Genomic DNA, 21290 nt, shown 5'->3' on the forward strand with positions numbered 1-21290 from the left:
GGGCCACGGCGGCTGACCAGCAGCAGGCTCCGCACCCCGTGCTCGGTCACCAGGTGCCGGGCCACCGTACGGCCCAGACCGCCGGTGCCGCCGGTGATCAGGACCGTGCCGGAGGCGTCCCAGCTCATCGCCTGCTGGGACTGCGTCCGGGCCAGCCGGGCCGCCAGCACCTCGTCCCCGCGCACCAGCAGTTCGGGTTCGTCGGTCGCGAGCGCCTGCGGCAGCACCGTCGCATCGGCGTCCTCGTCCAGGTCCACCAGGCCGAAGCGGCCCGGGTTCTCCGACTGCGCCGAGCGCACCAGGCCCCACACCGCCGCACCCGCGAGATCCGCACCGGACACCGCCCCGCGCGTGACGAACACCAGGCGCGAGGCGGCGAACCGCTCGTCCGCCAGCCACGACTGCGCCATCTCCAACGCCCAGGCGGTCGCGGCGTGTACGGCCTCTACCATCCCGGCGGCGCCGGCGGGCGGCGCGACCAGGATGGTTCCGGGCACGGCCGCCTCCGTCGGGGACTCCAGTTCCGCGAAGGTCCGCGACGGCTCGCCCTCCGGACCGGTGCCGAGTTCCGCCCGCTCGTCCGTGAGCGGTACGGAGACCCAGTCGACCTTGTAGAGGGCGTCGCGGTCGGCTGTCCGCAGCTGCCCGGCCGAGATCGGACGGACCACCAGCGACGCCACCGAGGCGACCGGCGCACCGGTCGAGTCCGCGATCGCGAGGGACATGGCGTCGCCCGCGCCCTGGATACGGACGCGAAGGTGCGAGGCGCCGGACGCGTGCAGGGACACTCCGGTCCACGAGAACGGGACTCCGCCCGCTTCCGCGCCGCTCAGCGACGCCGCGTGCAGCGCGGCGTCGAAGAGCGCGGGGTGCAGGCCGTAGGCGTCGCCGTCCATGCCCTCGGGGAGCCCGACCTCGGCGTAGAGGTCCTCGCCGAGCTTCCAGGCCGCCTGAAGGCCCTGGAAGGCCGGGCCGTACGTGAGTCCGGCATCGGCGAGTTCGTCGTAGCAGGCCGCCACGTCCACGGGCTCCGCGCCCTTGGGGGGCCATACGGCGGCGTCGAAGGTGGTCGCTTCGGCTCCGGTGGCCACCGCGCCGTTGGCGTGCAGCGTCCACGGGCCCTCGCCCGCACGCGCATGCACCGACACCGGGCGACGGCCCGCATCGTCCGGCTCCCCCAGCCACACCTGCACCTGCACACCGCTGCCCGAGTTGGGCAGCACGAGCGGCGCGGCGAGCGTCAGCTCCTCCAGCAGGTCACAGCCGACCTCGTCGGCCGCCCGCAGCACCAGCTCCACCAGCGCCGTGCCCGGCACCAGAACGGAACCCAGCACCACATGGTCCGCCAGCCACGGATGCGAGGACACCGACAGCCGACCGGTGAACAACAGCCCACCCGAGCCCGCCAGTTCCACCGCAGCACCCAACAACGGATGCCCGGCCGACCCCAGACCAGCGGACCGCACATCGCCCGCGCGCAGCGCCCCGCCCGACGGCCAGAACCGCTCGTGCTGGAACGCGTACGTCGGCAGATCCACCCACCGCGCACCCGAACCCGCGAACAGCGCCGCCCAGTCCACGCCCGCACCCTGGACATACAGCCGTGCCAGGGCGCCCAGCAGCGTCGCCTCCTCGGGCCGGTCCGCGCGCAGTACGGGGGCGAGTACGGCCTCGTCCGGTGCCGACTCCCGGGCCATTGCCGACAGCACACCGTCCGGGCCGAGTTCGAGGAAGCGCGTCGCGCCTTCCGCCCGCAGAGCCTGAATCCCGTCCGCGAAACGCACCGCCTCGCGCACGTGCCGGGCCCAGTAGTCGGCGTGGGCGAGCTGGTCGGGCTCGGCGAGGCGGCCCGTCAGGTTCGATACGACGGGGATCGTCGGCGTGCCGAAGGACAGCCGTGCCACCACCGTGCGGAATTCCTCCAGCATCGGTTCCATCAGCGGCGAGTGGAAGGCGTGCGACACCCGCAGCCTGCTGGTCTTGCGGCCCTCCCCCTCGAAGTGCGCCGCGATGGCGAGTACGGCGTCCTCGGTGCCGGATATCACGACCGACGACGGGCCGTTGACCGCGGCGATCGAGACGCCGTCCGCCAGGTGCACAAGGACCTCGTCCTCCGTGGCCTGGATCGCCACCATGGCGCCGCCGGTGGGGAGTTGCTGCATCAGCCGGCCCCGGGCCGCCACCAGCGCGCAGGCGTCCGGGAGGGAGAAGACGCCCGCCACGTGTGCCGCGGCGACTTCACCGATCGAATGCCCGGCCACGAAGTCCGCGCGCACGCCCCACGACTCCGCCAGCCGGTACAGCGCCACCTCGATTGCGAACAGTCCGGCCTGGGCGTACGCGGTCTGGTTCAGCAGCTCCGCGTCCTCGCCCCAGACGACGTCCCGCAGGGGGCGGTCCAGGTGCTCGTCCAAGGCGGCGCAGACCGCGTCGAAGGCCTCCGCGAACACCGGGTGACGGCCGTACAACTCCCGGCCCATGCCCAGGCGTTGCGAGCCCTGGCCCGAGAACAGGAACGCCGTCTTCCCCGCACCGGCCGAGCCTTCCGCCAGACCGGCGTCGGCCTCGCCCACCGCGAGTGCGGACAGGGCCCGCACCAGGGCGTCGCGGTTCTCGCCCCACACCACGGCGCGGTGGGTGAAGCGCGACCGCCCCGTCACCAGCGCGTGGCCGATGTCCCGCGCGGACAGCTCGTCGTGCCCGGCCACCAAGGACAGCAGGCGGGCCGCCTGGCCGCGCAGCGCGGCCGGGTTCCTGGCGGAGAGCACCCACGGCAGCGCGCCGGGCTCGTCCTCGGCGGTGTCCGGTGCGGCGTCGGCCGCGAGCGGCTCGGGCTGCTCCAGGATCACATGCGCGTTCGTACCGCTGACGCCGAAGGAGGAGACGCCCGCGCGGCGCGGCCCGTCCCCCTGCGGCCACTCGGCCGGGGACGTCAGCAGCTCCACGGCGCCGGCGCTCCAGTCCACGTGCGTCGACGGCTCATCGACGTGCAGCGTCCGCGGGAGCACTCCGTGGCGCATCGCCAGCACCATCTTGATGACGCCCGCGACACCCGAAGCCGCTTGTGCGTGACCGATGTTGGACTTCACCGAGCCCAGCAGCAGCGGCCGGTCCTCCGTGCGGCCCTGACCGTAGGTGGCCAGCAGCGCCTGCGCCTCGATCGGGTCGCCCAGCGTCGTACCCGTACCGTGCGCCTCCACCGCGTCCACATCGGCCGCCGACAGACCGGCACTGGCCAGCGCCTGCCGGATCACCCGCTGCTGCGAGGGACCGTTCGGCGCCGTCAGGCCGTTGGACGCGCCGTCCTGGTTGACCGCGGAACCACGGACCACGGCCAGGACCCGGTGCCCGTTGCGGCGCGCGTCCGACAGGCGCTCCAGTACGAGCATGCCGACGCCCTCGCCCCAGCCGACGCCGTCCGCCGCATCGGCGAAGGCCTTGCACCGGCCGTCCGCCGACAGTCCCCGCTGCCGCGAGAAGTCCACGAACGTCGTCGGCGTCGACATCACCGTCACACCGCCCGCCATGGCCAGCGAGCACTCGCCGGACCGCAGCGCCTGCGCGGCCAGGTGCAGGGCCACCAGCGACGACGAGCACGCCGTGTCGACCGTGACCGCCGGGCCTTCGAAGCCGAAGGTGTAGGAGACCCGGCCGGAGGCGATGCTGGCCGCGCTGCCGTTGCCCCGGTAGCCCTCGTACTGGTCGCCGACCATGATCTCGCTGTAGTCGGTGTACATCACGCCCGCGAAGACGCCCGTCCGGCTGCCCCGCAGCGACGCCGGGTCGATGCCCGCCCGCTCCAGCGCCTCCCAGGTCGTCTCCAGCAGCAGCCGCTGCTGCGAGTCCGTCGCCAGCGCCTCCCGGGGGCTCATCCCGAAGAACTCGGGGTCGAAGTCGCCCGCCTCGTGCAGGAACCCACCGGAGCGGGTGTAGGAGGTGCCGAGCACTTCGGGGTCGGGGTTGTAGAGCGACTCCAGGTCCCAGCCACGGTCGGCCGGGAAGTCGGAGACGGCGTCCACGCCGTCGGACACCAGCCGCCACAGGTCCTCGGGCGAGGCGACCCCGCCCGGGTAGCGGCAGCTCATCCCGACAATGACGACCGGATCGTCGGCCGTCGCCACCGGCATCCGCGTCGACGGCTCCGCTTCCGCCGCTTCCCGCGCGCCGAACAGCTCGTCCAGCAGGTAGCCGACCAGCGTGCCCGCCGTGGGGTAGTCGAAGACGGCGGTGGCCGAAAGGCGCATGCCGGTCGCCTTGTTGATCCGGTTGCGCAGCTCGACGGCGGTCAGCGAGTCGAAGCCGAGGTCCTGGAAGGCCCGGTCCGGGTCGACGGTCTCCGGGCTCGCATGGCCCAGGACCACCGCGATCTGACCGCGTACCAAGTCCAGCAGTGCCTCGCGCCGTTCCGCCGTGCCCAGTCCGGACAGGCGCCCCACCAGGCCGGCGACCGCGGCCGAGCCGGCGACCGCCGAGCGCCGGGCGCGGGTCCTGATCAGGCCGCGCAGCAGCGGGGGAATGTCTCCCTGTTCCCGGAGTACGGCCAGGTCCAGGCGGATGGGGAGGACCAGCGCGTCGTCGGCGGCCAGCGCGGCGTCGAAGAGCGCGGCGCCCTGTGCCGGGGTGAGTTCGGGCATTCCCGAGCGGGCGATGCGCTGGAGGTCGGCGTCCGACAGGGTGCCGGTCATGCCGCCGTCCTGGGACCAGGGGCCCCACGCCAGCGACGTGGCCGGGAGCCCTTGTGCCCGGCGGTGGTGCGCCAGCGCGTCCAAGAAGGTGTTGCCGGCCGCGTAGTTGCCCTGACCGGCGCTGCCCAGGACGCCCGAGGCCGACGAGAAGACGGCGAACGCGCCGAGTTCCAGGTCCTTGGTGGCCTCGTGCAGGTTCCAGGCCGCATCGACCTTGGGCCGCAGGACCGCCGACAGGCGCTCCGCCGTCAGCGATCCCACCACGCCGTCGTCCAGGACACCCGCCGTATGCACGACAGCGCTGATCCGGTGCCGGGAGACCAGTTGGGCCACGGCGGCGCTGTCGGTGACATCGCACGCCTCGACGCTCGCTTCGGCGCCGCTCTGCCGCAGTTCGGCCACCAGTTCCTCGACGCCCTCGGCGGCCGGGCCGCGACGGCTGACCAGCAGCAGGCTGCGCACCCCGTGCTCGGCCACCAGGTGACGTGCCATCACCCGTCCCAGGCCACCCGTGCCGCCGGTGATCAGGACCGTGCCGTCCCCGTCCCAGACAGGGGTGCTCCGGGGCCGCGTCTGTGCCCGGTCCAGCCGGGCCGCCAGCACCTCGCCGCCGCGCAGCACCAGCTGCGGCTCGTCCGAGGCCAGGGCCCGTGGCAGCACCGCCGCATCGGCGTCGGCGCCGAGTTCCACCAGGCCGAACCGGCCCGGGTTCTCCGACTGCGCCGAGCGCACCAGACCCCACAGGGCGGCGCCGGTGAGATCCCCGCCGTCCACCGCCCCGCGTGTGACGAACACCAGGCGCGAGTCCGCGAACCGCTCGTCCGCCAGCCAGGCCTGGACCAGGTCCAGCGCCCGGGCGGCGGTGGCGTGCGTCGCCTCCACCACGTCGCCGCGACCGGCGTCCACCGGTACCAGCACCGCGCCCGGCACCCGGCCGGCCCCGGCCAGGGCCGCCAGGTCCGGATAGCTCTCGAACGGCGCGCCGGGAAGGGAGCCGAGCATCCCCACGGACAGCGCGGCGCCGGCCGAGGGCAGGCGTACGGGGGTCCACTGCACGCGGAACAGCGCGTCGCGCCCGGCCGGGCTCGCGCTGCCTTCCAGCTGGTCGGCGGAGACCGCCCGCAGGATCAGGGTCCCGATGGAGGCGACGGGCTCGCCCGTGGGGTCGGCCACGTCGACGGACAGCGTGTCGCCGCCGTGCCGGACGATCCGGGCCCGTACGGCAGCGGCGCCGAAGGCGTGGAGGGAGACGTCCTCCCAGGAGAAGGGGAGGACGCCGCGGTCCAGTCCGTCGAGGGCGCAGGTGTGCAGGACCGCGTCGAGCAGCGCCGGGTGCAGACCGTACGCGGGCGCTGCGTCCTGGGCGGCGTCGGGCAGGGCGACCTCGGCGAACACCTCGTCGCCTCGGCGCCACGCGGCCCGCAGGCCCTGGAAGTGCGGCCCGTAGTCGAATCCGCTCGCGGCCAGGTCCGGGTAGAGGCCGCTCAGGTCGACGGCCTCGGCGCCGGCCGGCGGCCAGGACTCCGCGGGGAAGTCGTAGCCGGAGCCGGCCGCCCGCTCCCCCGTCACGAGGACGGCGGTGGCGTGCTGGACCCACGGCCGGTCGCCGTCGCCCTCCGGCCGGGAGCGCACGCTCAGGGCCCGGCTGCCGGACTCGTCGGCGGGTCCGGCGTGCAACTGCAGCTGCACGCCGCCGTGTTCGGGCAGGACGAGCGGTGCGGCCAGGGTGAGTTCGTCGATCCGGTCGCAGCCCGCCTCGTCGGCGGCGCGGACGGCCAGTTCGACGAAGGCCGTACCCGGGAACAGCACCGAGCCCATCACCTTGTGGTCGGCCAGCCACGGGTGCGACTGGAGCGACAGACGGGTGGTGAACAACAGGCCGTCGCCGTCGGACAGTTCCACCGCCGCGCTCAGCAGCGGGTGCCCGGCCGCGTCCAGACCGGCCGCACTGATGTCCCCGATACTGGTGGGACCGGTGGTGAGCCAGTACCGCTGGTGCTGGAAGGCGTACGTCGGCAGGTCGAGGACGCGCACGTCGGTGCCGGTGAAGAAGGCGGCCCAGTCGATCGCGGAGCCCCGCACGGACAGCTGTGACAGAGCGGCGAGGAGCGTCGTCTCCTCCGGACCGTTCTTGCGCAGGGCGGGGACGACCGCGCTCTCCTCCGGCAGCGACTCACGGGCCAGGGCCGAGAGGGTGCCGTCGGGGCCCAGCTCCAAGAAGCGCGTCACGCCTTCCTCGTGCAGGGCGCGTATCCCGTCGGCGAACCGTACGGCTTCGCGGACGTGGGTGACCCAGTAGTCGGGGGTGCGCAGCTGGTCCGGGGTGGCCGGGGAGCCGGTCACGTTCGAGATGACGGTGAGGTGCGGCTCGCCGTACGTCAGGCGCTCGGCGACGGCGCGGAAGTCGGCGAGCATCGCATCCATGAGCGGCGAGTGGAAGGCGTGCGAGACCCGCAGCCGGCCGGTCTTGCGCCCCTCCTGCTCGAAGTGCGCCCGGATCGCCTCGACGGCGGCCTCGGCACCGGAGACCACGACGGACGACGGGCCGTTGACGGCCGCGATCGCGACGTCCTCGGTCAGCCGGGGGCGGACCTCGTCCTCGGTGGCCCGGATCGCCGCCATCGCCCCGCCGGCGGGCAGCGCCTGCATGAGCCGGCCGCGTGCCGCCACCAGGGCGCAGGCGTCGGCCAGCGAGAACACGCCGGCCACCTGCGCGGCGGCGATCTCGCCGACCGAGTGCCCGGCCACGTACTGCGGCCGCACGCCCCAGGATTCCACCAGCCGGAACAGGGCGACCTCGACGGCGAACAGCGCGGCCTGGGCATAGGCCGTCTGGTTCAGCAGTTCCGCGTCCTCGCCCCAGACGACGTCGCGCAGCGGGCGGTCCAGGTGCTCGTCCAGCCCCGCGCACACCGCGTCGAAGGCCTCCGCGAAGACCGGGTGACGGCCGTACAACTCCCGTCCCATGCCCAGGCGTTGCGAGCCCTGGCCGGAGAAGAGGACGGCGTCCTTGCCGTCGTGCGCGGTGCCGGTGGTCAGGGCGGGGTCGGTGTCGCCCGCGGCCAGGGCGGCCAGCGCGCGTACCGCGGCGTCGTGGCTGTCGGCCGCGACGGCCGCGCGGCAGGGGAAGGCCGTGCGGTTCGCCAGCGTGTACGCGATGTCCGCGAGGCGCGATGCGGGGGCGCGGTCGAGGTGGGAGAGCAGCCGGGCCGCCTGGGCCTGCAGGGCGCTGTCGTTCTTCGCGGACAGCAGCAGGGGCACCGCCACCTCGGGGGCGGCAAGCGGCGCCGCGGACTCGGCGAGGTCGGCGGGCCCGGGCTGCTCCAGGATCACGTGCGCATTGGTGCCGCTGACCCCGAACGCGGAGACCGCGGCACGCCGCGGGCGGTCCGTGGCGGGCCAGTGCGCCGGCTCGGTGAGCAGTTCGACGGCGCCGGAGCTCCAGTCGACGTGCGGGGTGGGCTCGTCCACGTTCAGGGTCTGCGGCAGCACACCGTGCCGCATCGCCAAGATCATCTTCAGCACACCGGCCGCGCCGGCGGCGGCCTGGGTGTGCCCGAGGTTGGACTTCAGCGTTCCCAGCAGCAGCGGCCGGTCCTGCGGCCGCTCCTGTCCGTAGGTGGCGAGCAGGGCCTGGGCCTCGATGGGGTCGCCCAGCCTCGTGCCCGTACCGTGCGCCTCGACGAAGTCGACGTCGGAGGCGGCCACATTGGCGTTGGCGAGGGCCTGGCGGATGACGCGCTGCTGCGAGGGGCCGTTGGGCGCGCTCAGACCGTTGGACGCGCCGTCCTGGTTGACCGCCGAGCCGCGCACGAGGGCGAGCACCTGGTGCCCGTTGCGCCGGGCGTCCGAGAGCCGCTCCACGAGCAGCAGTGCGGCCCCCTCGCTCCAGCAGGCGCCGTCGGCCGCCGCCGCGAACGGCTTGCAGCGGCCGTCCTCCGACAGTCCCCGCTGCCGCGAGAACTCCACGAACGTCGTCGGCGTCGACATCACCGTCACACCGCCGGCGAGCGCCAGCGAGCACTCGCCCGACCGCAGCGACTGCACCGCCATGTGCAGGGCCACCAGCGACGACGAGCACGCCGTGTCCACCGTGACCGCCGGGCCTTCGAAACCGAACGTGTACGACACCCGGCCGGAGATCACGCTCGTCGAGTTGCCGGTGAGCGCGTGGGCGGAGACGTCGTCCTGGGCCGCGTCCACCAGCGCGCGGTAGTCGTGGGTGTTGCTGCCCGCGAAGACGCCGGTGCTGCTGCCCCGCAGGGACTCCGGGGCGATGCCGGCCCGTTCGAAGAGCTCCCAGGAGGTCTCCAGCAGCAGCCGCTGCTGGGGGTCCATGGCGAGGGCCTCGCGCGGCGAGATGCCGAAGAAGTCCGCGTCGAACCCCGCCACATCGTCGAGGAAGCCGCCGCCGCGCGCGTAGGTCGTGCCCGGGTGGTCGGGGTCGGGGTGGTAGAGCCGGCCGAGGTCCCAGCCCCGGTCGTCGGGGAGCGGGGAGATGACGTCCTTCCCCTCGGACAGCAGCTGCCAGAGGGCTTCCGGCGAGCCCACCCCGCCGGGGAACCGGCAGGCCATGCCCACGATCGCCACCGGCTCGTCGAGGAGGACGGCCGTGCGTTCCTCAGCGGCCGCGGGTCCGGCCGTGCCCAGGATCTCCGAGCGCAGGTACGCGGCGACCGCGGTGGGCGTGGGGTGGTCGAACAGCAGGGTGGCGGGCAGCCGCAGGCCCGTCGCGGCGGACAGGCGGTTGCGCAGTTCGACGGCCATCAGCGAGTCGAAGCCCACGTCCCTGAAGGCCCGCCGGGCCTCGACGGTGTCCGCCGAATCGAGTCCGAGGGTCTTCGCGGCCTCCTCCTGGACCGCCTGCAGCAGCGCCCGCTCCTGCTCGGCGGCGGGCAGCGCGGCGAGCCGGGCGCCCAGCGGGGAGCGCTCCTCGCGCGGGGCGGCGTCGGCGACGGCGGCGAGGGCGTGGCGGGCCTCGGGCAGGTCGGCGAGCAGGGGGCTGGGGCGGACGGCGGTCAGGGCGGGGGCGTACGCCGTCCAGTCCACGTCGGCCACGGTCACGTTCGCCAGGCCCTGGGCCAGGGCCTGGCGGAGGGCGGCGAGGGCGGAGGCCGGGGCCATGGGGAGCAGTCCGTCGCGGCTCACCCGGTCGGCGACGCCGCTGTCCGTCGCCATGCCGAGGTCTTCCCAGGGGCCCCAGGCCGCCGAGGTGGCCGGCAGTCCGTGCGTGCGCCGGTGTTCGGCGAGGGCGTCCAGGAAGGTGTTGGCGGCGCTGTAGTTGGCCTGGCCGGCATTGCCCAGGGACCCAGCGACCGAGGAGAACAGCACGAACATCTCCAGGTCGAGGTCCTGGGTGAGCTCGTGCAGGTTCAGGGCGGCGGTGGCCTTGGGGCGCAGTACGGTCTCGAAGCGTTCGGGGGTGAGCGCGTCGAGCATGCCCGCGTCCATGACGCCGGCGGCGTGCACGACGCCGGTCAGGGGCGTCTCCTGCGGGATGTCGGCGAGGACGGCCGCCAGCGCGTCGCGGTCGGCGGCGTCGCAGGCGACGACGGTGACCCGGGTTCCGCGTTCGGTGAGTTGGGCCGCGAGCTCGGGTGCGCCGGGAGCTTGGAGGCCCCGGCGGCTGGTGAGCACCAGGTGCTCGGCGCCGGCGTCGGCGAGCCAGTGCGCGAGCTGTGTGCCGAGCGCGCCGGTGCCGCCGGTGATCAGGACCGTGCCGTGCGCGGTCCACTCGGCGCCGCTGTCGCCGCCGGGCGCGATCCGGGCCAGGCGGCGGGCGAAGGTCCCGGCGGGCCGGATCGCGGCCTGGTCCTCGCGCCCGGCGAGCACACCGAGGAGCCCGGAGGCGGCCCGGGTGTCCGGGTTCTCGGGGAGGTCGACGAGGCCGCCCCAGATCTGCGGGAGCTCCAGTGCGGCCACCCGGCCGAGGCCCCACACCTGTGCCTGTACGGGGCTGGTGAGCGCGTCCCGGTCGTCGACGGCGACGGCGCCGCGGGTCGCGCACCACAGCGGGATCTGCCGGCCGGAGGACTCCAGGGCGCGCAGCAGGGCGGTGGTGGCGGCCAGGCCGCGCGGCACGGACGTCAGGTCGGGGTGCGGCCGTTCGTCCAGGGCCAGCAGCGAGAGCACACCGTCGATGGGGCCGTCGGGCCAGGTGACGGGCTCGGACGGGTCGCCGGTGCCGGGCAGTTCGAGCAGTTCGGTGCCCAGGCCCTGGGCGCGCAGGGCGTCCAGGAGCCGGACGGTCCACGGGTCGTCGGCGCCGCCCTCGGGCAGCGCGATCACCCAAGTGCCGTTGGCAAAGGCGCCGTTGGGGGTGGTGAAGGGGGTCCACTGGGCCCGGTAGCTCCAGCGGTCCGCCACCGCCTGGGTGCGGCGCTGCTTGCGCCAGGCGGAGAGCGTGGGCAGGAGGCTGCCGAGCGAGTCGGCCTCGCTGCCGTCGATGGCCAGGACCGCCGAGAGCCCTTCCAGGTCCTCGCGTTCGACGGCCTCCCAGAATCCGGCCTCACCGGCCTCGGCGACGGCCGGTGCGCCGTCGGCCGCCGCGGCGGAGTCCAGCCAGAACCACCGGCGCTGGAAGGCGTAGGTCGGCAGCTCGACGCGGGCGGCGCCGAGCGTGCCGAGGCAGGCGCGCCAGTCGACGGGGACGCCGTGCGCGAACGCGGTGGCGACGCCTTCGGTGAGGGCCTGGACCTCGGGGTGGCCGCCGCGCGACAGGGACAGCAGCAGGGGCTGTTCGAGGGTGGTCAGGGAGTCCTGGACCATCGCGGTGAGCACGCTGGTGGGGGCGAGTTCCACGAACGCGGTGACGCCCTCGGCTTCGAGGGTGCGTACGGCGGTGCAGAAGCGCACGCCCTCGCGGATCTCCCGGACCCAGTAGTCGGGGGTGCGCAGGTCCTCACCGGTGGCCAGCTCCCCGGTGAGGGTGGAGACCACGGGGATGCGGGGGGCGTGGTACTCCAGGGTCTCGGCGACGCTCCGGAAGTCCTCCAGCATGCCGTCCATGCGCGGGCAGTGGGAGGCGATGCTCACCCTGATCCGCTTGACGCGGCGCCCCTGGGCCTCCCAGTGGGCGACGACCTCGGCGACGACGTCCTCGTCGCCGGAGACGACCTGGGCCTCGGGCCCGTTGACCGCGGCGAGGGTGGCGCGGTCCTCGTTGCCGGCCAGACAAGCGCGGATCTCGTCCTCGGTGGCCTGGATCGCCACCATGGCGCCGCCTTCGGGCAGCGCGTGCATGAGGACGCCACGGGCCGTGACCAGCCGGGCGGCGTCCTTCAGGGAGAGGATGCCGGACACATGGGCGGCGGTGATCTCGCCGACGGAGTGACCGGCGACGAACTGCGGGGTCACGCCCCAGGATTCGACGAGGCGGAACAGGGCGGTCGCGAAGGCGAAGAGCGCGGGCTGGGTGTAGTCGGTCCGGTCCAGCAGGGCGGCCTCGTCGGTGCCCTCCTGGGCGAAGACGATGTCGCGCAGCGGCCGCTCCAGGTACGGGTCGCACTCGGCGCAGGCCGCGTCGAAGGCCTCGGCGAACACGGGGTAGGCGGCGTGCAGTTCGCGCCCCATGCCCAGGCGCTGGGGGCCCTGTCCGGTGAAGAGGAACGCGGCCGGCGCCTTGGCGGCGACGCCGGTCACCGAGCCGGATGCGGTCCGGCCTTCGGCGAGGGCGTCCAGGCCGCGCAGGAAGGCGTCGCGGTCACCGGCGACGACGGCCGCGCGGTGGTCCATGAGGGCCCGGGTGGCCACCAACGAGTGGGCGACATCGGCCGGTTCGAGGTCGGTACGGGCCCGGACGTGGCGGGCGAGCAGCCCGGCCTGGGCGCGCAGGGCGTCGTCGCTGCGCGCGGACAGGAGCCAGGGCAGCGCGCCGGGCCGGGCGGCCGGCGCGGGCTCGGGTGCGGCTGCGTCTTGTCCGTCCTCGCGCGCGGGTGCCTGTTCCAGGATGACGTGGGCGTTGGTGCCGCTGATGCCGAAGGAGGAGACGGCGGCGCGGCGCGGGCGGTCCGCCGTGGGCCAGGGCTCGGCCTCGGCCAGGAGCCTGGCCTCACCCTCGCTCCAGTCGGCGTGCGGGGTGGGCTCGTCCTGGTGCAGGGTGCGGGGCAGCTCGCCGTGCCGCATCGCCAGGACCATCTTCATGACGCCGGCGATGCCCGCGGCGGCCTGGGTGTGGCCGATGTTGGACTTCATGGAGCCGATGAGCACGGGCCGTTCGGCGGGGCGCTGCTGCCCGTACGTGGCGAGCAGGGCCTGGGCCTCGATGGGGTCGCCGAGCCTGGTGCCGGTGCCGTGGGCCTCCACCGCGTCGACGTCGGCGGCGGCGAGCGCGGCGTCGGCCAGCGCCTGGCGGATGACGCGCTGCTGGGAGGGGCCGTTGGGGGCGGTGAGCCCGTTGGACGCGCCGTCCTGGTTGACGGCCGAGCCCTTGAGCACCGCGAGCACGGGGTGGCCGTTGCGCACCGCGTCGGAGAGCCGCTCGGCGACCAGCAGTCCCACGCCCTCGCCCCAGGCGGTGCCGTCGGCGCCGGCCGCGAAGGGCTTGCAGCGGCTGTCGGGGGCCAGTCCGCGCTGGCGGGCGAAGTCCACGAACATCTGCGGGGTGGACATCACGGTCGCGCCGCCCACCAGAGCCAGGTCGCATTCGCCGCGCCGCAGCGACTGCGCCGCCAGGTGCAGGGCGACCAGCGACGACGAGCAGGCCGTGTCCACGGTCAGGGCGGGGCCTTCGAGGCCCAGGACGTAGGAGATCCGGCCGGAGGCGATGCTGATGAGGTTGCCGGTCAGCAGGTGCCCGCCGGTCTCCTCCGTCCGCCCCGCGCCGTCCGCGTCGTACCCGCCGTGCGTGGCGCCGACGAACGCCCCGGTGCGGCTGCCCGCGAGGGACTCCGGGTCGATGCCGGCCCGTTCGACGGCTTCCCACGCGGTCTCCAGCAGCAGCCGCTGCTGGGGGTCCATGGCGAGGGCCTCGCGCGGGGAGATCCCGAAGAAGGAGGGGTCGAACTCGCCCGCGTCGTGCAGGAATCCGCCCTCGCGGGCGTAGGTGGTGCCCTGCTGTGCCGGGTCGGGGTCGTAGAGCCCGTCGAGGTCCCAGCCGCGGTTGCCGGGGAAGGCGGACATCGCGTCGATGCCGCCCCGGAGCAGCTCCCACAGCTCCTCCGGCGAGCGGACTCCGCCGGGGAAGCGGCAGGCCATCGACACGATCGCGATGGGCTCGCGCTGCTTGTGCTCCGTCTCGTCCAACTGCTGGCGAGTCTCGTGGAGGTCTGCGATCGCGCGCTTGAGGTACTCGCGCAGCTTCGCCTCGTTCGACATCAGGATGCCAACCCCTCGTGAAATGCCGGTTCTGGGGCACAGAGCGTCGACACTCACGTCTGACCCACCTTTCACGGTCCATCCTCATCCAGGGCGGACTGCGGGTTTCCCTAGTACTCCGCTCCCCTGGCGGCACAGGAATGCCAGCGCCAACAGCGCACACCACTAAGGGATTTCGGGTCCTTGCGTCACTAGCGTCGCCCGCTTGCGCTGCGTGTGCGCACCCCGCGCACCGCCACGAAGCACCTGCGAAGGGGACCCGTGATGACCTCCGCCCACCGTGAGCTGCCCGCTCTCGACCTCGAACCGCCCGGCTTACTGGAGGTGAGCCCGCTGCTGCGCGAACTGCAGGAGCAGGGGCCGATCTGCCGGGTACGCACCCCCGCCGGGGACGAGGGATGGCTGGTGACCCGCCACGCCGAACTCAGGCAACTGCTGCACGACGAAAGGATCGGCCACTCGCACCCCGACCCCGCGAACGCGGCACAGTACGTAAGGAATCCCTTTCTGGACCTGATGAACACAGAAACCGACGCCGAGGCCGAGCGCCGGACGCACACCGAGTCCCGCCGCCTGCTCGCGCCGATGTTCTCCGCCCGGCGGGTGCGCGAGATGGAGCCGAGGGTGGCGGCGGTCGTGGACGACGTACTCGACACGTTCATCGCCCAGGGACAACCCGCCGATCTGCACGACGGCGTATGCCTGCCGGTCGCGCTCACCGTGCTCTACGACATCATCGGCGTGCCCGCGCACAGCCGCGGACAGCTGGCGGCGCTGCTGTCCCAGATGGCCGTGCTGGACGACCGCGAGAGCGTCGAGGACGGACAGCGCGACCTCTTCGCGTTCGTCGCGGGGCTGGTCGACCAGAAGCGGGACGGGCCCGGCGACGACATCATCACCCGGCTGACCGAGGGCGGACTGTCCGACGAGCGCGTGGCCGTGCTGGCCGTGAGCCTGCTGTTCGCCGGGCTCGACAGCGTCGTCACCATCATGGACCACGGCGTGGTGCTGCTGGCCACCCACCCCGAGCAGCTCGCGGCGGCACTGGCGGACCCCGACCTGATGACACAAGCCGTGGAGGAAGTGCTGCGGGCGGCCAAGGCCGGCGGGTCGATCCTGCCGCGCTACGCCACCGAGGACATCGAGGTCCACGGGGCGTCGATACGGGCCGGGGATCTGGTCCTGTTCGACTTCAGCCTGCCCAACTTCGACGAGCGGGCCTTCGAGGCACCGGAGCGGTTCGACATCACCAGAGCCCCCAACCAGCACCTGACCTTCGCCCACGGCATCTGGCACTGCATCGGCGCACCCCTGGCGCGCATCGAGCTCAAGACGGTCTTCACCCAGCTGTTCACCCGCCTGCCCGGTCTGCGCCCGGCACTGGCGGTGGACGAACTGCGGGAGAAGGACGGCCGGCTGTCCGGCGGGCTCACCGAGCTGCCGGTGACCTGGTAGAGACGAACGCCACGGCGGGCGGCTCCCGGGCCGCCCGCCGTGGCGGGTGTCACTGCGGTGCTGTCACTCCCCGAAGGTCGCGCCGAGCCAGTTGTCCACGATCTCCGCGGCCGCCGGGGCGTCGGCCCGGACGATGGAGAGGTGGTCCGCGTCGAGCTTGACGATCTGGGCGGACGGGATCTTCTTGCTCAGCCCCTCGCCGTCGGCCTCGATGCCGGGGTAGAGCCTCGTCGCCTGGACGCTCAGCACAGGGGCGGTCATCTGCTGGACGTCGATGCTGTTCAGCAGGCGCATCCACCGCCCCATCGCGGACAGGTTGGCGTTGGTGATCCGCACCTGGGAGGCCTCAGCGGACAGGAAGTTCGCCCGCATCAGCCCGCCGTAGTCGATGTCCTCGTGCGACTCATGCCGGATGCTGAGGGTGTCCAGCAGCACCAGGCCCGCGGGCTTGATGCCCCAGGTGCTCTCCAGCAGGCCGGCGGCCGCGTAGGAGAACGACCCGGCGGAGGAGTGCCCGACCAGGACGAAGGGCTCGCCGTCGCTCGCCCGCAGCGCGCTCTCCGCGATCGAGCGGGCCGCGCACTCGGCCGTGGCCGGCTGCGGGTCGCCCGGGGCGAAGCCCACCAGCGGCAGGGCGCTGACGTGCCGCTTCCCCCGGAAGCGGGCGGCGAACCTGGCGTACTCCTGGACACCGCCGTTGGCGGTGGGCGTGCTGATGCAGATCAGCCGCGGGGAGCCGGGGCCCTCGGCGAGGGTGGTCGGCAGCGGCAGGTCCTCCAGCTCCGCCGTGTTCTCAAAGCGCGGGCCGACGCCGCCCATGGCCGACACCAGGCGCTGGGCCTCGGGGATGTTGTCCTCCCTGATGGCGGTGAGGAAGCGCTGCTCCAGCCAGTCGACCTGCTCCCCGGCGGCCGCGCCGGTGAACCCGCCGGCGGAGGCGGTGGCGCCCTGGCCCGGCCGCGCGACGAGTTCACCACCCAGCCAGGTGGCGAGCTTCTCGGGGGTCTTGTTCTCGAAGACCACGGTCGCGGGCAGCTGCAGCCCGGTGGCCGCCGCGAGCCGGTTGCGCAGCTCGACGGAGGTCAGTGAGTCGAAGCCCAGCTCAAGGAACTCCCGGTGGGTCTCCACGCCCTGGGCCGAGGCGTGCCCGAGCACCGCGGCGGCCTCGGTCCGTACGAGATCGACCAGGAAGGCGGTCCGCTCGTCCTCGTTCAGCTCCGCGAGCCGGCCGGCCGAGTCGGCGCTGGCGGCGGCTTTCCCGGCGGCGCGGCGGCGGGAGGTGAACAGGCCGCGCAGTACGGGCGGTACGGGGCCCTGGAGGCGCGTCCGGCCGGAGGTCCGGCCGAGCGCGACGAGGTGGGATGCGTCGCACGCCCCGGCCGCGTCGAACAGCGCCAGGCCCTGCTCGACGGTCAGCGGCTTGGCTCCGTACGAGGCGATCCGCTGCAGATCCCCCTCGGACAGGGCCGCGGTCATGCCGCCGCTCTGGGTCCACGCGCCCCACGCGAGGGACTGCGCGGGCAGGCCGTGGGCCGCACGGCGCCGGGCGAGCGCGTCCAGGAAGACGTTGCCCGCGGCGTAGTTGCCCTGGCCGGGGGCGCCGGTCACGCCCGAGATGGAGGAGTACAGCACGAACGCGGCCAGGTCGAGGCCCTTGGTGGCCTCGTGCAGATGCCAGGCGGCGTCCACCTTCGGGCGCAGTACGGCCGACAGCCGCTCGGGGGTCAGCGAGGTCACCACGCCGTCGTCCAGGACACCGGCCGTGTGGATCACGGCGGTCAGCGGGTGTGCGGCGGGCACCGACGCCACGGCCGCGGCGACCGCCCGGCGGTCGGCCACGTCGCAGGCGAGGAGGGTGATCTCGGCGCCGTGTGCGGCCAGTTCGCCCCGCAGTTCCGCTGCTCCGGGTGCGTCGGGGCCGCTGCGGCTGACCAGCAGCAGGTGGCGTACGCCGCGCTCGCTCACCAGGTGCCGGGCGAGTTCGCGGCCCAGGCCGCCGGTGCCTCCGGTGATCAGGACGGTGCCGTCCGGGTCCCAGGTGCGCGGCATGGTCAGCACCGTCTTGCCGAGGTGCCCGGCGCGGCTGATGCGGCCGAACGCCTCGGGGGCGCGTCGTACGTCCCAGGTGGCCACCGGCAGCGGGCGCAGCGCACCCCGGTCGAACAGCTCCAGCAGCTCGCCGAGCATCTCCCGGGTCCGCTCCGGGCCCGCTTCGGCGAGGTCGACGGCGCGGTAGCGCACCGGGGCGGCGGACTCGGGGGCGCGGGCATCGGTCCTGCCCGCGTCCAGGAAGTGGCCGCCGGGGGCGGTCAGCCTCAGGGCGGCATCGGCGCTCTCACCCGCCAGGGAGTTGAGCACCACGTCCACGCCGCGGCCTTCGGTGACCTCCAGGAATGCCTGCTCGAAGCCGGTGGTGCCGGACGGGGCGAAGTGGTCGCGCGCCACGCCCAGTTCCCGCAGGGTGTCCCACGCGTCCTCGCCGGCCGTGGCGAACACCTCGGCGCCCAGGTGCCGGGCCAGCTGGATCGCCGCTGTGCCCACACCACCGGCGTCGGCGTGCACGAGGACCGACTGGCCCGGCCGCAGGCCGGCGAGGTCCTTCAGGGCGTACAGGGCGGTCAGGAAGGCCAGCGGTACGGAGGCGGCCCGCTCGGGCGACCAGCCGTCGGGGATACGGGTCAGCAGCCGCTCGTCGGCGACGGCCACCGGGCCGAAAGCACCGCAGACCAGTCCCATCACGCGGTCCCCCGGGCGCAGTTGACCCGCCCCGGGTCCGGCCTCGGTCACCACCCCGGCCGCCTCGCCGCCCATCGGCACGGCCTCGCCCGCGTACTCGCCCAGGGCGCTGTGGACGTCGGGGGCGTTCACTCCGGCGGCCAGGACCTGGATACGGACCTGCCCCTCGGTGAGCGGCTCCAGCATCTCCGCGCAGGGCGCGAGCACCAGGTTGTCCAAGCCGCCCGCTGCCGCGCTGTCCAGCCGCCACGGCACCGCGGCGGGCGGCAGCAGTCCCGCGCCGCCGCCCAGGAGAGCCAGCCGGCCCACCCGGACGGCGCCGTCGCGCACGACGAACTGGGCGTCCTCGGTGGCCAGCAGGCCCGGCAGGTCCGCGAGCAGCGCGGCGAGGTCCCCGTCCCCGTCCTCAAGGTCCAGGAGCGCGATGCGTCCCGGATTCTCCGACTGCGCCGAGCGCACCAGTCCCCACACCGCGGCCGCGGCCAGGTCCCTGACGGACTCGCCCTCGTGGGCGGAGACGGCGCCGCGGGTGACGAACACCAGGCGCGCGGTGCCGGACCCCTGCCGCTCCTCCCACTCGTGGAGCAGGCCCAGCACCCGGGCGGTGAGCTCGTGCGCGGCGGCGGGCACATCGTCGCCCGTAGCAAGGACGGGGACCACCACGAGGTCCTCGTCGCCGGTGAGTTCCGCCAGGGAGGCGACCGACGCGCCCACGCCGAGTTCGTCGGTGCCCAGGGACACACAGCGGATGGCGGCGGGCTGCACCTCGGGGGCGGCCACCCAGTCCAGCGACAGCAGCGCGTCGTGCTCCGCGCTGCGCCGCGCGGCCGCCGCACCGGCCAGTTGGCCGCGCAGCACCAGTGCCTCGGCGGACAGTACGGGGGCGCCTTCGACGTCGACGGCCGCGATGGAGACCGAGTCGTCACCGGTGCGCACGACGCGGGCCCGAAGGACCGAGGCCCCGCCGGCGTGCAGCGACACCCCCTGCCAGACGAATGGCATGAGCTGGTCGTCCTCGCCGCCGACACCGGCCATCCGGTGGGTCTGCAGCACCGCGTCCAGCAGCGCGGGGTGGATCCCGAAGGACTCCGCCTCCTGCGCGACCTGGTCCGGCAGGGCGACCTCGACGAACGCCTCGTCCTCGCGCCGCCACACCGAGCGCAGGCCCTGGAAGGCGGGTCCGTACCCGGTCCCGTCGTAGAAGCCCTCCAGATCGACGGCCTCCGCGTCCCGCGGCGGCCAGGCCTGGGAGCCGAAGTCCGCGACCCGCTCCCCGGTGGTCAGGGTGCCGTTGGCGTGCTGGATCCACGGCTGGTCGAAGGCGGCGTCGGAGCGCGAGTGCACCGAGATCGTGCGGGCGCCCGTCTCGTCGGGGGCGCCGACCAGCACCTGGACCTGTGCGGCGCTGTCCTGCGTGAGGACCAGCGGGGCGAGCAGGATGAATTCCTCGACCCGGTCGCAGCCGACCTGGTCCGCGGCGCGCATGGCCAGCTCCAGGAAACCGGCGCCCGGGAAGAGGACGTCGTCGCCGATGGCGTGGTCGGTCAGCCACGGGTACGTCCGCAGCGACAGGCTGCCGGTGAACAGCACCTCACCGGAGTCCGCGAGCGTCAGCGTCGCGCCCAGCAGGGGATGCTGCGCCGGGAGCAGCCCCGCGCCGGTCACATCGCCGGCCGACGCCGCGGGCCTGGGCCAGTACCGCTCGTGCTGGAAGGGGTAGGTGGGCAGGTCCACCCGGCGGGCGCCGGTACCGGCGAACCACGCGGCCCAGTCCACCGCCACCCCTGTGACGTGCAGCCGTGCCAGCGCGCTCAGCAGGGCCGACTCCTCGGGCCGGTCCTTGCGCAGCGCCGCAACGGCGGTCGCGGCCCCGTCCAGGGTGTGCTGCGCCATCGCGGTCAGCACACCGTCGGGGCCCAACTCCAGGAAGACCGAGGCGCCTTCGGCCTCCAGCGCCCGCACACCGTCCGCGAAGCGCACCGTCTCGCGCACATGCCGCACCCAGTAGCCGGGCGAGCACACCAGTTCCTCGGCGGCGAGCTGCCCGGTCACGTTGGACACGAGGGGGATCTGCGGCGCCTCGTACGACAGCCCCGCCACGACCTGCCGGAAGTCCTCCAGCATCGGTTCCATCAAGGGCGAGTGGAAGGCGTGGCTCACCGACAGCCGCTGGGTCTTGCGCCCCTGGGCCGCCAACTCCTCGGCGATACACAGCACTTGACCCTCGTCACCGGCGATCACCACCGCCTGGGGGCCGTTGACCGCCGCGATCGACACGCCGTCCACCAGCCGCGGCCGGACCTCGCTCTCGGCGGCCTGGACGGCCACCATCGCGCCACCGGCCGGGAGGGCCTGCATCAGCCGCGCCCGCGCCGCCACCAGCGCACCCGCGTCCTCCAGCGACAGCACTCCCGCCACATGCGCCGCCGCGACCTCGCCGATCGAGTGCCCGGCCACGAAGTCCGGACGGATGCCCCAGGACTCCATCAGCCGGAACAGCGCCACCTCGACGGCGAACAGCGCCGGCTGGGTGAACCCGGTCTCGTCCAGCCGCTCCGCGTCACCGAACATCACCTCCCGCAGCTCGGCGTCGAACTGCGCCAGCACCGCGTCCAGCGCCTTTGCGAACACCGGGAAGCGGCCGTACAGCTCGCGGCCCATCCCCACCCGCTGCGCGCCCTGGCCCGAGAACAGCACCGCGACCTTCCCGGCCGTGTCCTCGGCGAGGCCGCGCGCGACCTCGACGGTCTCCTCGCCCTGGGCCAGGAGCACCGCACGGCGCTCCAGGTGTGCGCGGGAGGTCGCCAGCGAGAAGCCCAGGTCGACCGGCGAGTGGCCGGTCGGCGCGGTGATCTGCGCGAGCTGCGCGGCCAGTGCGTCCTCGGACCGCGCGGAGACCGGCCACGGTACGGCCGAGGGCACCACCGGCGGTGCGGTCCGGGGCCCTTCGCCGTTCTCGTCGTCGGTCTCCTCGGCGGCCGGTGCCTGCTCGATGATGACGTGGGCGTTGGTGCCGCTGATCCCGAACGAGGACACGCCCGCCCGCCACGGCCGGTCGGCCTCGGGCCACTTCCGAGCCTTCGTCAGCAGCTCCACCGC

3 protein-coding genes are annotated in these 21290 nt (G+C 74.1%); 1 reads left to right on the plus strand and 2 read right to left on the minus strand.

Annotated elements, in window-relative coordinates; genetic code table 11:
• On the minus strand, nucleotides 1–14003 hold a 14003-nt coding region (locus AC4IJH_RS40080), incomplete at its 3' end, for a type I polyketide synthase (RefSeq protein ID WP_490856947.1).
• Nucleotides 14004–14264: 261 nt separating this feature from the next.
• On the opposite strand from AC4IJH_RS40080, the gene AC4IJH_RS40085 reads away from it, so the two are divergent.
• The gene (locus AC4IJH_RS40085) at nucleotides 14265–15455 is read left to right on the plus strand and encodes a cytochrome P450 (RefSeq protein ID WP_490856945.1); all 1191 of its coding nucleotides are present in this window, start codon (nucleotides 14265–14267) and stop codon (nucleotides 15453–15455) included.
• A 63-nt stretch (nucleotides 15456–15518) separates the two neighbouring features.
• Here AC4IJH_RS40085 and AC4IJH_RS40090 read toward each other — a convergent pair.
• Nucleotides 15519–21290: SDR family NAD(P)-dependent oxidoreductase (locus tag AC4IJH_RS40090; protein WP_490856946.1), on the minus strand; the 5772-nt coding region annotated here is incomplete at its 5' end.

It is taken from the genome of Streptomyces sp. UF-297, from assembly GCF_058245575.1.

Bases quoted from the DNA above. Each gene is read 5' to 3' on its own strand.
- AC4IJH_RS40085 (WP_490856945.1), top strand. From the start codon at position 14,265: ATGACCTCCGCCCACCGTGAGCTGCCCGCTCTCGACCTCGAACCGCCC.